This is a genomic window from Bounagaea algeriensis (assembly GCF_054491375.1).
Window position 1 is genome coordinate 3,604,353 of the sequence record NZ_CM137102.1, and the last position, 15,612, is coordinate 3,619,964.

Below are 15,612 nucleotides of genomic sequence, written 5' to 3' on the forward strand. Positions count from 1 at the left end.
GGCGCGCATCGGGAGGCCCGCGACGCCAGGACGCGTGCGGGTGGGGGAAGCGGGTGGAAGGAGGCGAGTCAACCGCCGGCGGCGTCGTGCACCGCCGCGCACCCGCGTTCGGCGGGTGGTGGGAGCGGAGTCGGAACGATCTCGGCCGCGGCCGATCCGCTCTCGACCGCTTCCCGGGCGTCCCCGAGCCCGGGGTGATCACTGCCGCGCGGGCAGAAGCACTGGCTCACCACGTGGGTTCGCACCACGCGCATCGGAGCCACCTCCCATGGCCGTGTCGTGCCTCGGTCCCGACTCTGGCAGGGCGGACGTGCTGCGACAAGTGCTCCGACCGGACGTCGGCCGCGCGCCGCGCCCGGTGCCCGCTCAGGCGGCGGCTTCCTCCGCGAACATGCGCGCCAACGCGGCGGAGAGCTTCAACGCGCGCTGCGCCCACGCCGGAGTGGCCTGCGCCAACCCGCCGCACGGCGTCGGCACGGCGTGCTCGCGCAGCACGGTGGCCGGGAAACCGAGACGCGTGATCAGGTCGAACGCGGGCATGGCGAGCTCGCGCACCTGGTCCGACGTGGGATCGCCCGCGTTCGGCACCAGGCCGAGCAGGAACGTGGTGCCTTCCTGCCACGCCTCGCCGAAAGCATCGGCGAACTCCCCGCTGACCTCCCCGAGCCGCAGGAGGTCCAGCGCGACGGCGTCCGCCCCGGACCGCCGCAGCATCGTCACCGGCGGACGCGGTGCGTCGCAGTGCACGATCACCGGCTGCCGCGTCATCCCGCGCACGTGATCGAGCACATCGGACAGCAGCGCCCGCGCTTCCGGTTCCGGCACGGCCGGGACCGTCCCGTACTCCGAGGGGGTCGGCAGATCGCCCGCCAGCACCTGCGGCAGCATCGGCTCGTCCAGCTGGACGAGCACGGGCGCGCCGGTGCGGGTGACGACCTCGTCGACGTGCCGGGCCAGCCCCTCCAGCGCGGAGCTCGTGAAGTCCCGCAGCGCACCGTGGTCGGTGAGCACGCGGTGGCCGTTGGCGAGTTCCACCCCGGCGCCGAGGGTCCACGGCCCGACGGCCTGCACCTTCACCATCCGCGGCGCGCCGAGCTCGGTGACGGCCTGCTCCATCGCGTCCAGGTCCCAGCGCAGCAGGTCCACGGCGCGCCGGTGGTCGCGGCCCGGGCGCTGCGCCACGCGGTAGCCCGAGGGCACCACCTCCACCGCGAGGTCGACCAGCATGCCCGCGGTGCGGCCCACGGCGTCGGCGCCCACGCCCCGCGCGGGCAACTCCGGCAACGGTGTCAGATCGGGTAGCTGCGCGAGCACGGTGCGCGCGCTCTCCACCGCGTCGGTCCCCGGCATCGAGCCGAGCGCGGTGGCCGTACCAGCTCGCCAAGGTGCTTCACTCACGGCACCATTGTCCCTGCCGGGGATCGACATGCCGGCCGCCCCGGGGGTGTGCGCGGGCGGCCTTCGTCCGGCACGCTGACGGGCATGACCGACGCCGAGACCCTCGTCCCCATCCCGATGCGGTTGGACCACCTCTCCGGCGTGCTGGACCTGGGGTTCCGGCTGTTCGACGTGAACACGATGCCCTACACCTCCTGGTCGCTGTCGAGCGCGGCCACGCACCTCGACACCCAGCCCGAGGCCTGCTGGGTCGTCGAGGACGGTGCGGCGGTCGCCGGGTTCGTGCTGGCCTCGATGTCCTACGAGGAGCGCTCGGACTGGGGCTACGTGGAGTGGATCGGGGTGGACCCGGAGCACCGCGGCCGGGGTGTGGCCGATGCGCTGCTGGAGCGCTCGTGCGCCGCCCTGTTCGCCGCGGGCGCCACCCGCATCGTCACCGACGTGGAGCGCAGCAACACGGCTTCGGCGAAGGTGATGCACCGCAACGGGTTCACCGACAGCGTCACGCTCACCCTGTTCATCCGGCACGCACCGGACATGCCGACGAGCCGGCAGCCGCGCGCGGGCGTGCGTCCCCGCGACCCGGCCAAGGCGCGCCTGCACGCGGCCGCGCGCAAGGGCGGCGACGCCCAGCGCCGGGAATGAGTCCCGCGCCCGCCGCTCGCCCGAGCGTCACGTTCCCGCGAGCTCGTCCGGCGCGGGCGTGCCGTGGTCGCGGATGGCGTCGCGCAGGTTGCGCTTGAGCAGCTTGCCGGCCCCGTTGCGGGGGAGATCGTCGACGACGTGCACCCGCTTGGGCACTTTGAACGCGGCGAGGTTCTCGCGGACGTGCGCGGCGAGCTCCCGTTCGTCCACCGGGCCCCCGTCCCCCGGGGCTCCATCCCCTGGGGCTCCGTCCATCGCCCCTCCGTCCATTGCGGAGTTCGGCACGACGACGGCGTTGATCGCCTCGCCCCACTGCTCGTCGGGCACGGCCACGACCGCGACCTCGCGCACCGCGGGGTGGGTGTAGAGCACATCCTCGATCTCCCGCGAGGCCACCAGCACCCCACCGGTGTTGATCACGTCCTTGATGCGGTCGACGACGTAGACGTAGCCCTCCTCGTCGGCGCGCACCAGGTCGCCGGAGTGGAACCACCCGTCCCGGAAGGCCTCCTCGGTCTCCTCCGGCTTGCCCCAGTACCCGGTGCACAGCTGCGGCGAGCGGTACACGATCTCCCCCGGCTCGCCGGCGGCGACGTCCGCACCGGTCTCGTCGACGATGCGCGTTTCCACGAACAGTGCCGGTTTTCCGGCCGAATCCGGCCGCTCCTCGTGGTCCTCGGGTCGCAGCACCGTCGCGAGTGGACCGATCTCGGACTGGCCGAAGCAGTTGTAGAACGCCAGGTCCGGCAGCGCCTCCTGCAACCGCTGCAGCACGGGCACCGGCATGATCGAAGCGCCGTAGTAGGCCTTGCGCAGCGAACGCAGGTCGCGCGCGCCGAACTCGGCGTGGTTGGCCAGCGCCACCCACAGCGTGGGCACGGCGAAGAACGCACCGATGCGCTCCTGCTCGATGCGCCGCAGCAGGTCCGCCGGCTCCGGGGATTCGCGCAGGTGGTTGGTGGCCCCGATCATCAGGTACGGCAGCAGGAACACGTGCATCTGCGCCGAGTGGTACAGCGGCATCACGTGCAGCGGCCGGTCCGCGGGGTCGAGGTCCAGCGCCTGGATGCACGAGACGTACTCGTGCAGCAGGGCGCGGTGGGTCATCATCGCGCCCTTGGGTTGCGAGGTGGTGCCCGAGGTGTACAGCAGCTGCACGACGTCGTTCTCGTCCGGCGGCGCGGCCGGTTCGGGCACCGGGCCGGAGGTGGCCAGTTCCAGCAGGGACCCCTCGCGGTCGCGCAGCGGCAGCGTGCGCTGCAGCGCGGTGTTCGCGCGCACCTCGGCGACCTCCGCGGACAGGTCGGGGTCGACCAGCGCCAGCGTGCTGCCGGACTGGCTGAGCAGGTACGCCAGCTCGGTGCCGGTGAGGCTGTTGTTCACCGGCACGTGGATCAGCCCCGCCCGGGCGCACGCCAGGTAACCGATGAGGTAGGCGTCCGAGTTCTTGCCGTAGGCCGCCACCCGGTCCCCGGCGCGCGCACCGGCCTCGACCAGCCGCGCGGCCGCCCGGCTGACCGCGGCGTCGAGATCCGCGTAGGTCCAGCTGCGCGTCCGCCCCGCGTCGTCGGTGAACCGCAGCGCGGTCCGCTCGGGGTGCCGTGCGGCGCTGCGCCGCAGCACATCCGCCACCGTGCTGGAGCGAAGAGCCTCCATGCCGCCTCCGTTCGCCGGGTGTGACGGACGACACTACCGGGGTGCGCGGAGGATTCCAACACGCCTTCAGCGCGTGCCGGCGATGATCCCGCTGCCGAGCACGAGATCGCCGGCCGCGGAATCCGGCCGGTACAGCACCATCGCCTGGCCCGGTGCGACACCGCGCATCGGGCGGCGCAACTGCACCCGGATGCCGCTGTCGTCCGCCTCCGCCACGGCCTCGACCGCTTCGCCGTGCGCGCGCACCTGCACGGCGCACTCGGTGGGCCCGTCCAGCGGCTGCTCGGACGGCCAGATCGGCCGGTCGGCCTCGATCTCGGTGACGTCGAGCTGCTCGGCCGAACCGACCTCGACCGTGCCGGAGACCGGTTCCAGCGAGAGCACGTAGCGCGGACGCCCGTCCGGCGCGGGAGCGTCGATGCCCAGGCCCTTGCGCTGCCCCACGGTGAACCCGTGCACGCCGGTGTGGTGGCCGAGCACGGCGCCGCTCTCGGCATCGACGAGCTCACCGGGGTTGTGCCCGATCTGCTCGTCGAGGAACTTCTTGGTGTCGCCGTCCGGGATGAAGCAGATGTCGTGGCTGTCCGGTTTGGACGCCACCGCCAGGTCGCGGTGCGCGGCTTCGTCGCGCACCTCGGACTTGAGCGAGTGGCCGAGCGGGAACATCGAATGGCGCAGCTGCTCGGACGTCAGCGACGCGAGCACGTACGACTGGTCCTTGCCCTCGTCCCGGCTGCGCCGCAGCACCGGTTTGCCGTCCACAACGGACAGCTGCGCGTAGTGCCCGGTGCACACCGCATCGAAGCCGAGCGCCATGCCCTTTTCCAGCACGGCCTGGAACTTGATCTTCTCGTTGCAGGTCAGGCACGGGTTCGGAGTGCGCCCGGCGGCGTACTCACCGACGAAGTTCTCGATGACGTCCTCGGTGAACCGCTCGGCGAAATCCCACACGTAGAACGGGATGCCGAGCAGGTCCGCGGCGCGCCGCGCGTCGCGGGAATCCTCCACGGTGCAGCACCCGCGCGCCCCGCTGCGCAGCGTGCCGGGCTTGGCCGACAACGCCAGATGCACGCCGACCACCTCGTGCCCGGCCTCCACGGCCCGCGCGGCAGCAACAGCCGAATCCACACCGCCGCTCATCGCGGCCAAAACTCGCACGTCTCACACCTCCGTAGCGGCGGTCGTCCTCTCCGCGGACCGACGCAGGCCTGCAAGCCCGGCGTTGCGGGCCCGCTCCACCACCGGGCCGATGGCCCCGGTCAGCGCCCGCACGTCGTCCGCGGTCGAAGTGTGCCCCAAGGAGAACCGCAGCGACCCCCGCGCGGTCCGCGCCGGTGCCCCCATCGCCAGCAGCACGTGGCTCGGCTCGGCCACCCCGGCGGTGCAGGCCGACCCGGTGGAGCACTCGATGCCCTGGGCATCCAACAACATCAACAAGCTGTCCCCCTCGCAGTCGGGGAACGTGAAGTGGGCGTTGCCCGCCACCCGGGCCGGGCCGCCGTCCACCTCACCACCACCGGGATCGCCGTTGAGCACCACGTCCGGCACCGCCGCGCGCACCCCGGCGATCAGCTCCTCCCGCAGCGCGGCCAGTTCCGCGGCGTGCCGGTCGCGTTCGTCCACCGCCTCGCGCAGCGCGCTGGCCAGCCCCAGGATCCCCGGCGTGTCCAGCGTGCCGGAACGCACCTCGCGCTCCTGCCCACCCCCGTGCAGCACGGGCGTGCAGTCGACGTCCCGCGCCAGCAGCAGCACCCCCACGCCGTAGGGACCGCCGATCTTGTGCCCGGTGAGCGTCATCGCCGCCGCCCCCGAGGCGGCGAAGTCCACCGGAACCGTTTCGACCGCCTGCACCGCGTCGGTGTGCAGCGGCACGCCGTGGCGTTCGGCGACCGCGGCCAACTCGCGGACCGGGTTGACCGTGCCGACCTCGTTGTTCGCCCACATGACCGTGGCCAGCGCCACCTCGTCGGCGTGCTGGGACAGCACCCGCTCCAGCTCGCCCGGGAGCACGCGCCCCCACGAGTCCACCTCCAGCCAGGTCACCTCGGCCTGCTCGTGCTTGACCAGCCACTCGACCGCGTCGAGCACGGCGTGGTGCTCCACACCGGAGGCGACGATCCGGTGGCGCCGCGGGTCGGCGGCGCGCCGCGACCAGAAGATGCCCTTGATGGCCAGGTTGTCGCTCTCCGTGCCGCCGCCGGTGAACAGGACCTCCGAGGGGCGCGCACCGAGCGCGGCGGCGATGTCCTCCCGGGATTCCTCCACCGCACGTCGGGCCCGCCGGCCCGAGCTGTGCAGCGAGGACGCGTTGCCCAGCCGGCTCAGCGCCTCGCTGGTCACCGCGATCGCGTTCGGCCGCATCGGGGTCGTGGCGGCGTGGTCCAGGTAGGTCATCGTTTTCCCAGGGTACTGCACGCGCAGCGGAGCTCACTCGCGTGTGGGGGCATCGGCGCCGAACGACGTGCGCAGCGAACTCACCGATGAGCGCTGCCGCCTGCGTGCTCGTGCTGCTCGAGCACGGTGACGCCCAGCGCGGCGCAGATCTGCACTGCCTGCTCCGGGTGACACGATCGCGCCGCGCAGGTGCCGCGGCGCATCTGCGGTGAGCTCTCCGAGATCACTCCCGCGCAGGTCGGCACCGTCCAACCGGGCCGTGGAGAGGTCCGCATCGCGCAAGCGGCAACCGGTGAGCACGGCGCCCCGCAGGTCGGTGCCCCACAGGTCGGCTTCGCTGAGGTCGCTGCCCGTCACACGAGCCCCCCCGCAGCGACAGTTCGGACAGTTCGGCCAACTGCAAGTTGCAGTCCTCGATGGTGATGGCGACGGCGAGTCCGCGCCGGGCCCTGAGGTCGACCCCGATCATGCGGCACCCGCGGAACCGCGCGTCGGCCGACAGGGCTCCGGTCAATCGGGCGTGGGAGAGGTCGGCGTCCTCGAAGACCGCATCGGTGAGGTCCGCGTCGGTGAGGTCTGAGCCGGCGCACCGGGAGCCGGTGATGCGCGCGCCGTCGAGCCGTGCTCCGCCCATCCGTGCCTGCACGAGGGTGCACTGCTCGAACACCGCGTCGGCGAGCTCCGCTCCGCGCAGATCCGCTGCCGTGAAGTCGCACCGGCGGAACACCGGACCGGTCCGCGGCGTGGTGCCCTGCCCGAACACGTCCCGCAGGTCGCGGCCGGAGACGTCGCGGTCGAGCCAGGTCCCGTCGCGGTCGCGGGGCTCCGCGTGCTGCTCGGTGCCTTCCACGCGCTGGATTCTGCCAACCGCGACCGACACCCCGCGCACCAGCGGCCGGCTGCACCCGCGCCGACACGCGCGAACGGGCGGGTGCGCGCGGCACCCGCCCGTTCGCAGGGGAACTTCGCAGGGGAATTCCGCAAGGGATTTCCGCAGCGGAAGCACAGCGCCGGAGGCCGACGGCCCCGGTGTCCGCAGGACCCGCCGGGGCCGCCAGAGCGGCTCAGCCCTTGCGCTTGTTGACCTCCTCGGTCAGCTGCGGTGCGATCTTGAACAGGTCGCCGACGACGCCGTAGTCGGCGATCTCGAAGATCGGCGCCTCGCCGTCCTTGTTGACCGCCACGATGGTCTTCGAGGTCTGCATGCCCGCGCGGTGCTGGATCGCGCCGGAGATGCCCAGCGCGAGGTACAGCTGCGGCGAGACGGTCTTGCCGGTCTGGCCGACCTGGAACTGGTGCGGGTAGTAGCCGGAGTCCACCGCCGCCCGCGAGGCGCCCACCGCCGCACCGAGCGCGTCGGCCAGCTGCTCCACCACGGCGAAGCTCTCGGACGAGCCGACACCGCGGCCGCCGGAGACGACGACGTTCGCCTCGGTCAGCTCCGGCCGGTCGCCCGCCTCGGCCGGCGACCGGCCGGTGATCTCGGCGGCGGCGCCCGCGTCCGCACTCGGCACCTCGACCGACTCCTCGACGGCGGCACCGGCCGTGTTCTCCGCGTCGACCGCGCCCGGCTGCACCGTCACGATCGGCGTGCCCGTGCCCACCTGCGAGGCCGCGTCGTAGGTGCCGCCGAACAGCGAGTGCGACGCGGTCCCGTCGCCGTCGAGCTCAACGGCCTCGGAGACCAGCCCGGATCCGGTGCGCACGGCCAACCGTCCGGCGATCTCCTTGCCGTCGACCGAGGCGGACACGAGCACCGCGGCCGGCGAGGTGCGCTCGACCAGCGCGGCCAGCACGCCCACCTGCGGGGTGACCAGATACTGGTTCGCCTCGGCGGACTCGCCGGCGTAGACCTTCTCCGCGCCGCAGGCGGCCAGCGCATCGGTCATCTTGCCGGTCGTGCCCGGCTCACCGACGACGACGGCCGCCGGGGTGCCGATGCGCCGCGCAGCGGTCATCAGTTCCGCCGTGGACTTCTTGACCTCACCGTCCACGTGGTCAACGAGGACCAACACCTCAGCCATGATTCAAGCCTCCTCACGCAACCCGTGGACGTGTCACACCAGCTTCTGACCGGACAGGAACTCGACCAGCCGCACGCCGCCCTCACCGTCATCGGTGATCTTCTCCCCGGCGGCCTTCGGCGGCTTCGGCGCGGAGGAGACCACGGTCGTGCCGGCACCGGCCAGCCCGACCGCACCGGCGTCGATGCCCACCTCCGCCAGCGACACGGTCTGCACCGGCTTCTTCTTCGCCGCCATGATCCCCTTGAACGAAGGGTACCGCGGCTCGTTGATCTTCTCCGTGACGGACACGACGGCCGGCAGGTTCGCGCGCACCGTGCTCACCCCGGCGTCGGTCTCGCGCTCGATGCTCGCCTGCGCCCCGTCGGTTTCGACCGAGCGGGCGAACGTCAGCTGCGGCCAGCCCAACAGCTCGGCCACCATCGCCGGCACCGCACCGACGCGACCGTCCGTGGCCTCGTTGCCCGCCACGACCATGTCCACGTCCTCGACGGTGCCCACCGCCGCGGCCAGCACCCGCGCCGTGGCCGGCGCGTCCGTACCGTGCAGCGCCTCGTCCGAGACGTGCACCGCCTTGTCTGCCCCCATCGACAACGCCTTGCGGATGGCCTCACCGGCCCGCTCCGGGCCCATGCACACCGCGGTGACCTCACCGCCGTGGGCCTCCTTCACCTGCAGGGCCTGCTCCACCGCACGCTCGTTGATCTCGTCGAGCACGGCGTCCGCGGACTCCCGGTCCAACGTGTGATCCGCCGACAGCCTCCGCTCGGAATACGTGTCGGGCACCTGCTTCACCAGGACAACAATGTTCATGGGCCCTCTTCGACCTCCCGCGGACTACCGACGCTGGTGCTCTGCGCGTCCCGGCCGAGCGGCCGGGACGATGATCCGCCGCTCCGCCGGGGCGAAGCGCCGGTGCTGTCAACCACCAAGAATGTTACTTATCAGTAGCACATCCGCCAGCAGGTGGTGGACGTGACGGTACTCACCCTCCCGGGAAACGACGGGCGCGCCACCGGGTAAACGAGCGTTCACTACTGCTTCCTACCTCACTGTGCCTCGGTCGCGAAAGCGCATCCACCCGGGCCCGGACGAAAATCCTCGCGCCTGATTAACCTGTTGGTATGAACCAACGCGTCGCCGTCGTTACCGACTCGACCGCCTCCATCCCGCCGAAAACGGCGAACCAGCTCGGCATCTCACCGGTGCAGCTGGAACTCACCGTGGGAGGGGAAAGCAACGACGAGCGCCGCGTGCCGCACGCCGACCTCGCACGCGCCATGACCGACGGCATCCCGGTGAGCACCTCGGAACCCCCGCCGCCGGCGTTCTTCTGGAACTACTCGGACGCCGAGGCCACCGGCGCCGAAGCGGTGCTGTCGGTGCACATCTCCGAGCAGCTCTCGGACACCTGCGCCTCCGCCCGCATCGCCGCCGAGGAAGTGGGCGTACCGGTGTACGTGGTCGACTCGCGGCTGGTCGGCATGAGCCTCGGCTACAGCATCATCGCCGCCGCCGAAGCCGCCCGCAGCGACTGCGACGCGATGCAGGTCATGGACGTGCTCGACTACCGGATGCGCAACTCGATGCAGCTGCTGTACGTCGACACCCTCGAGCACCTCCGACGCGGCGGCCGCATCGGACGCGCCCAGGCCTGGCTGGGCAGCACCCTGTCGGTGAAACCGGTGCTCGCCGTCAAGGACGGCGTGATCGACAAGCAGCTCCAAGGCATGGGCCGCGACCGCGCGCTGCGCAAGATGGTGCGCACCGCCGTGGAACACGCGGGCAGGCGCCCGGTCGACATCGGCGTCGAGCACTTCACCAGCCCCGAGGACGCCCAGGAACTCCTGCACCGGATCCAGCGGGAAGTCCCGCTGGCGCGCCGCGTCAGCATCACCGAAACCAGCGCGATCCTCGGCGCGCACACCGGACCGGGCTCCATCGGGGTCACCGTCTCCCCCGCCGAGCGCTGACCCGCGGCGAAAGGGGGAGGTGGACGTTTCTCGAGAAAAGTCGCGGACTTTTCTCGAGAAACGTCCACCCCTGCCGCACCGGGTTCGGCGAGGCGGCCCGCTTCAGCCGGCGGCCTTGTCCATGGCCCGGTGCAACCTCTTGACCGACACCGAGTGCGCCGTGCCGAGGTTCTGCGCGAACACGCTCACCCGCAGTTCCTGCAGCATCCAGCCGATCGGAACCACGGATTCCCACGCCTGCTCGCCTCGTCGCGCCGCGTCGAGCAGTTCCTCGTACCGCGCACGGACCGGATCGATCTCGTCCATCCACTCCAGATCGCGCACCGGGTGGTACCGCAGCTTCTCCAACCGCTGCTCCACCGCGAGCAGGTAGCGCACCAGATCGTTCAGCCGCGCCGCGCCGGTCCCGGCGACGAATCCCGGGTGGACCAGCGAGTTCAGCTGCTCGCGGATGTCGTCCAACGATTCCCGCCGAGCCCCGGCCGGGGCGTCGTCCAGTTGCGCGCAAACCCGGCCGAACACGGTCAGCACCTTCTCCACAGTGGACATAATCCCCGCGGCGACGGGACCGAGCTGGGAGCGCGCCACGCCGACGAGCCGGTTGAACGAGTCCTCGTCGGCGACGGGTTCGCGGTGCTCGGCGATGATCCGGTCGGCCGCGCAGCGCACGCAGTCGCCGATCAACTCCTCCAGTCCGCGGTGCGGACCCCCGGAGAGCGCCAACCGCTGCGTGGGCGACATGCCCTTCTGCAACGACTTCACCGGCGAGGGCACGTTCAGCAGCACGAGCCGGCGCAGCCCCACGGCGTGCGCCCGCCGCTGCTCATCCTCCGTGCCGAACGTGCGCACCCCGACCGTGTCGCCCTCGTCAACCAGCGCCGGGTAAGCACGCACCCGGTGGCCGTCCCGCTGCTGTTCGAAAGTTCCCGGCAGTTCCCCGAAGTCCCAACGGGACAGTCCACTTCGCTGCATCTCGTCGGCGGCCGCGGACAGCTCGGCGGACACCGCCGGCGCCAGTTCCCGCCGCAGCGCGGCGAGGTCCTTGCCCTCGGCAACGGTCTCGCCGTCGTCGTCGACGACGCGGAAGGTCATCTTCAGGTGCTCCGGCACGCGTTCGAAATCCCACGAATCGCGCGGTACGAGCACCCCGGTCATCTGCCGCAGCCACGAGCTCAGCGCGTCCACCAGGGCACCGTCGAACGGGCGCATCCGGTCCAGCAGCGCCCGGGCGTAGTCCGGCGCCGGGACGAAGTTGCGGCGCAGGTCCTTCGGCAGCGCCCTGAGCAGCGCGACGACGAGGTCCTCGCGCAGGCCGGGGATCTGCCAGTCGAAACCGCTGCCGTCGACCTGGTTCAACGAGGCCAGCGGGATGTGCGCGGTGACGCCGTCGGCATCGGCGCCCGGTTCGAACTGGTAGGTCAGTCGGAACTCGTGCCCGTCCTGCCGCCACGCGCTCGGATATTCGTACTCGGTGATCTCCGGCGAACCGGCGTTGATGAGCATCGAGCGGTCGAAGGTGAGCAGATCCGGCTGGCTGCGGCGGATCTTCTTCCACCAGGTGTCGAAATGCCGCCCGGACACGACCTCCGAACCGACGCGGCGGTCGTAGAAGTCGAACAGCGTCTCGTCGTCGACGACGATGTCCCGGCGCCGCGCGCGATCCTCCAGCTCCGCCACGGACCGCAACGTCTCCCGGTTGCGGTGGAAGAACTCGTGCCGAGTGTCCCAGTCACCTTCCACCAGGGCGTGCCGGATGAACAACTCGCGCGCCACGGGCGGGTCGATCCTGCCGTAGTTCACCTTGCGGCCGACGACGAGCGGAAGACCGAACAGCGTGACCTTCTCGTAGGCGATGACCGCGGCTTGGCGCTTCTCCCAGTGCGGCTCGCTGTAGTTGCGCTTGACCAGGTCGCCGGCGATCCGTTCGACCCACTCCGGTTCGATGCGCGCGCACGTGCGCGCCCACAGCCGCGTGGTCTCGACCAGTTCCGCCGCCATCACCCACTGGGGCGGCTTCTTCGCCAGCACGGACCCGGGGAAGATCGCGAAGCGCGTGTTGCGCGCGCCCTGGAACTCGCGGGGACCGCGTTTGCGCTGGGAACCCTTCTTCTCCACGTCCTGCACGCCGACGTGCGACAGCAACCCGGCCAGCAGCGAACGGTGCACCCGCTCGGCATCGGCGTCCTGGTCGTTCAGCGACATGTCCATGCCCTTGACCAGCTGGCGCAGCTGCCCGTACAGGTCCTGCCACTCGCGCACGCGCAGGTAGTTGAGGAACTCCGCCTGGCACCGCTTGCGGAACTGGTTGCCGGACAGTTCCCGCTGCCGCTCGCGCAGGTACCGCCACAGGTGCACGTAGGACAGGAAGTCGGACTCCTCGTCGTTGAACCGCCCGTGCTTGGAGTCGGCCGCTTCCTGCTGTTCCGCCGGACGTTCCCGCGGGTCCTGGATGGACAGAGCGGTGGTGATGACGAGGACCTCGTGCAGGCATCCGTTGCTCTCGCCCTCGAGCACCATCCGCGCCAGCCGCGGATCCACGGGCAGTTCGGCGATCCTGCGGCCCACGTCGGTGAGCTTCCGGCCACCGCTGTTGGTCTGCCGCAGCGCGCCCAGCTCGTTGAGCAGCTGCACCCCGTCGGTGATCTGCCGCCGGTCCGGCGGTTCGACGAACGGGAAGGACTCCACATCGCCCAGCCCCAGCGAAGTCATCCGCAGGATCACCGAAGCGAGGTTGGTGCGCAGGATCTCCGGGTCGGTGAACTCCGGCCGGGCCAGGAAGTCCTCTTCGGAGTACAGCCGGACGCAGATGCCCGCGGAGACGCGGCCGCAACGCCCCTTGCGCTGGTTCGCCGAAGCCTGCGAGATCGGCTCCACCGGCAGCCGCTGCACCTTCGTGCGGTGGCTGTAGCGGGAGATCCGCGCCGTGCCGGGGTCGATGACGTACTTGATACCGGGGACGGTCAGCGAGGTCTCGGCCACGTTCGTCGCGAGCACGATGCGCCGCCCGGAGTGCGGGGCGAACGCCCGGCGCTGCTCGTCCATCGACAACCGCGCGTACAGCGGCAGGATCTCGGTGTTCGGCAGTTCCCGCCCGCGCAGCATTTCCGCCGTGTCGCGGATCTCCCGCTCACCGCTGAGGAACACCAGGACGTCACCGGGACCTTCGGCGGTGAGCTCGTCGACGGCGTCGCTGATCGCCTGCGTCTGGTCCCGCATGACGTCCTCGTCGGCGTCCGAGTCGTCCACCAGCGGGCGGTAGCGCACTTCCACCGGGTACGTCCGTCCGGATACCTCGATGATCGGGGCGTCGCCGAAGTGGCGGGAGAACCGCTCCGGGTCGATCGTCGCCGAGGTGATGATGACCTTCAGGTCGGGCCGCTTCGGCAGCAGCTGCTTGAGGTAGCCGAGCAGGAAGTCGACGTTGAGCCCGCGTTCGTGCGCCTCGTCGATGATGATCGTGTCGTAGCGGCGCAGCATGCGGTCGTGCTGGATCTCGGCCAGCAGGATGCCGTCGGTCATGACCTTGACCAGCGTGTCCTCGCCGGCGCGCTCGGTGAACCGCACCTGGTAGCCGACGGTGTCACCGAGGTCGCTGTCCACCTCGTCGGCCACCCGCTGCGCCACGGTGCGCGCGGCGATCCGGCGCGGCTGGGTGTGCCCGATCGTCCCGTGCACGCCGCGGCCGAGTTCCAGGCACATCTTGGGCAGCTGCGTCGTCTTGCCCGAACCGGTCTCACCGGCGACGATGACGACCTGGTTGTCCCGGATCGTCTCGAGCAGGTCCGCCCGGCGGTGGCTGACCGGCAGTTCCTCCGGGTAGTCGAGCTCGGGAACGCGGGCGCGCCGCCGCACCAACCGCTGCTCCGACTCGGCCACGTCCGCGGCGATCTCGCCGAGGACGGGGCGCAGCTTCCGGTCGTCGCGGATCTTGCGCGCGCCGTCCAACCGCTTGCGCAGGCGCTGCTGGTCCCGCGTCATCAGTTCGCCGACGCGTTCGCGCAGTTCGGACAGGGACGGGGTGGTGGCGGCCGAGGTTTCCATACCGGGGTCCAGGATAGGCGCCCCGCGAGCGCGTGCCCACGAACACCGGGTGCAGGAGTCCCTGCACATCCGTGCGGAAGAGAGCAAGCCCGCACGCGGCGGGCGGTTCGATCCCCACGTCCTCGCTCCGGCGGCAGCTCCCGGCTGCACCCCACCTGACCAGGGGTGTGTACGTTTCTCGAGAAAAGTCGGCGACTTTTCTCGAGAAACGTTCTCCCCGCCGGGGCCGCCGCGGGTCCTGCTGTGCGGCTCGTCACGTCGAAACGCGCCTCGGTTCACGTCCACTCGGCACGGCAGATGCAGGCCGTGGCGGCGTCCCCGATGCGCGTGAGCACCACCGTCGCGGGGCGGTCTCCGCGCGGTTTCAGGCGCTTGCGCAACGCGTCGGGGTCCACGTCCACCCCGCGCACGAGGATCTCCAGACTGCCCACGTCGTGCTCGCGCAGTGCGGAGCGCAGGCTCTTCTCCCGGTACGGGCCGTGGTCGAGCACGCGGAACGCGCGCGTGCCCGGCACGGGAGCATCCCCGGTGAGAAAGGCGATCCGCGGGTCCAACTGGCCCAGCCCCGCCCGTGCGGCGTACTGGCGGACCAGTCCGGCGCGCACCACGGCCGGATCGGGCTCGACGATCCACTCCCCCACGTCCCGCACCGGGCAGTCGTCGTCCTCGGCGTCGGTGACCTCCCAGTCCGCACCGGCACCGCCGGCGGCCTTCGGAGCGAGCACGCTCGCCCGGCGGCGCACACCGGCCGCGGCCGGTTCGCCCAGCCACACGGTCGCTTCGCGCGCCTGACCGCGCCAGGACACGACCTCGACCTCAGAACCCTCCGGCACGGCGGCGAAATCCATTCCGGGCGAGGTCTTGACGACCAGGTCACGTCCGGCGTAGGTGGCCAGCAGCTCGTCCAGCGGCGGCTGCAGCGCGGCCGGGTCCCAGGTGCGCCGCCCGGCACCGTCCCGCCGGCCCGGGTCGGCGAGGACGGTGGTGCCGGTGCTGACCGGGCGCAGCGCGTCCGCGCGGGCGAGGCCGGCGGCCGCACCGTGCACCTGCAGGTTGTGCGCGGCCATGGCCAACCGCACCGGATCGAGGTCGGAGCCGAGGCAGCGCCGCGCCACAGCCGCCGCTTCCACCAGGTCGGCACCGATCGAACAGGTCACGTCGTGCACGTCGCGACCGGCCAGCCGGCGGGCCCGGTGCCGCGCCACCGCGCTCGGCGTGGCCTGCTGCAGCGCCGCGTCGGCAAGCAGCAAATGCTGCGCGCGGTCGAGCTTGTCGGCGGCGCGGCGCCGCAGCACGGCGGTTTCCAGCGCGGCGCCGGCGTGCTCACCGGCGAGGCCCCGCGCGGCGGCCACGTCGTCCATGCGGGAGGCCGCGGTCAGCGGGCGGGCGTCGAGCCCGGCGACGGCGCGCTGTCCGTCCGCGGTGCGCAGGTAGTGCACATCGGTCAGGTCGAACTCGTACGCCACAGCCCGCTCACCCGC

Annotated in this window: 12 protein-coding genes and 1 pseudogene; 2 read left to right on the plus strand and 11 right to left on the minus strand. The window is 71.6% G+C overall.

The features are described 5' to 3' along the window. Window positions 1-68: 68 nt before the first annotated feature. Both ACVGV2_RS16420 and ACVGV2_RS16425 read right to left on the minus strand, forming a co-directional pair. The gene (locus ACVGV2_RS16420) at window positions 69-254 is read right to left on the minus strand and encodes a hypothetical protein (protein ID WP_459163244.1); all 186 of its coding nucleotides are present in this window, start codon (window positions 252-254) and stop codon (window positions 69-71) included. 112 nt (window positions 255-366) lie between these two features. Further along, window positions 367-1,398 carry a uroporphyrinogen decarboxylase/cobalamine-independent methonine synthase family protein gene (locus tag ACVGV2_RS16425; protein ID WP_459163245.1) on the minus strand — a complete coding sequence of 344 codons (1,032 nt, stop codon included), beginning with the start codon at window positions 1,396-1,398 and terminating at the stop codon, window positions 367-369. 84 nt (window positions 1,399-1,482) lie between these two features. Here ACVGV2_RS16425 and ACVGV2_RS16430 point away from each other — a divergent pair, with 84 nt between their 5' ends. Beyond that, window positions 1,483-2,043 (plus strand): GNAT family N-acetyltransferase, encoded by a 561-nt coding sequence (locus ACVGV2_RS16430; protein ID WP_459163246.1) that lies wholly within the window; start codon window positions 1,483-1,485, stop codon window positions 2,041-2,043. A 27-nt stretch (window positions 2,044-2,070) separates the two neighbouring features. Here the strand turns inward: ACVGV2_RS16430 and ACVGV2_RS16435 are convergent, their stop codons facing one another. From ACVGV2_RS16435 to ACVGV2_RS16465, 7 genes and pseudogenes are all read right to left on the minus strand, one after another. Next, window positions 2,071-3,699 (minus strand): fatty acyl-CoA synthetase, encoded by a 1,629-nt coding sequence (locus tag ACVGV2_RS16435; protein ID WP_459163247.1) that lies wholly within the window; start codon window positions 3,697-3,699, stop codon window positions 2,071-2,073. Between the two features lie 66 nt (window positions 3,700-3,765). Next, entirely contained in the window at window positions 3,766-4,857 is a 1,092-nt protein-coding gene (gene mnmA / locus ACVGV2_RS16440) for a tRNA 2-thiouridine(34) synthase MnmA (protein WP_459163248.1), read from the minus strand. Window positions 4,858-4,860: 3 nt separating this feature from the next. Then, entirely contained in the window at window positions 4,861-6,093 is a 1,233-nt protein-coding gene (locus ACVGV2_RS16445) for a cysteine desulfurase family protein (RefSeq protein WP_459163249.1), read from the minus strand. Window positions 6,094-6,126: 33 nt separating this feature from the next. Next, window positions 6,127-6,450, minus strand: a complete 324-nt coding sequence (locus ACVGV2_RS16450; RefSeq protein ID WP_459163250.1) for a pentapeptide repeat-containing protein — start codon at window positions 6,448-6,450, stop codon at window positions 6,127-6,129. A gap of 193 nt (window positions 6,451-6,643) precedes the next feature. Next, a pseudogene (locus ACVGV2_RS16455) lies at window positions 6,644-7,099 on the minus strand (pentapeptide repeat-containing protein); the annotation flags it as partial. 58 nt (window positions 7,100-7,157) lie between these two features. Then, on the minus strand, window positions 7,158-8,117 hold the full coding sequence (locus ACVGV2_RS16460; RefSeq protein WP_459163251.1) for an electron transfer flavoprotein subunit alpha/FixB family protein: 960 nt from the start codon (window positions 8,115-8,117) through the stop codon (window positions 7,158-7,160). Between the two features lie 33 nt (window positions 8,118-8,150). Further along, window positions 8,151-8,930 (minus strand): electron transfer flavoprotein subunit beta/FixA family protein, encoded by a 780-nt coding sequence (locus ACVGV2_RS16465; RefSeq protein ID WP_459163252.1) that lies wholly within the window; start codon window positions 8,928-8,930, stop codon window positions 8,151-8,153. Between the two features lie 311 nt (window positions 8,931-9,241). Here ACVGV2_RS16465 and ACVGV2_RS16470 point away from each other — a divergent pair, with 311 nt between their 5' ends. Then, window positions 9,242-10,090, plus strand: a complete 849-nt coding sequence (locus ACVGV2_RS16470; protein ID WP_459163253.1) for a DegV family protein — start codon at window positions 9,242-9,244, stop codon at window positions 10,088-10,090. A 102-nt stretch (window positions 10,091-10,192) separates the two neighbouring features. Here ACVGV2_RS16470 and hrpA read toward each other — a convergent pair whose 3' ends face one another. Continuing rightward, complete coding sequence (gene hrpA, locus ACVGV2_RS16475) at window positions 10,193-14,131, minus strand: ATP-dependent RNA helicase HrpA (protein ID WP_459163254.1); 3,939 nt, start codon at window positions 14,129-14,131, stop codon at window positions 10,193-10,195. A gap of 275 nt (window positions 14,132-14,406) precedes the next feature. After that, window positions 14,407-15,597: a THUMP-like domain-containing protein gene (locus ACVGV2_RS16480; RefSeq protein ID WP_459163255.1), complete on the minus strand. Its 1,191-nt coding sequence runs from the start codon at window positions 15,595-15,597 to the stop codon at window positions 14,407-14,409. Window positions 15,598-15,612: the final 15 nt, after the last annotated feature.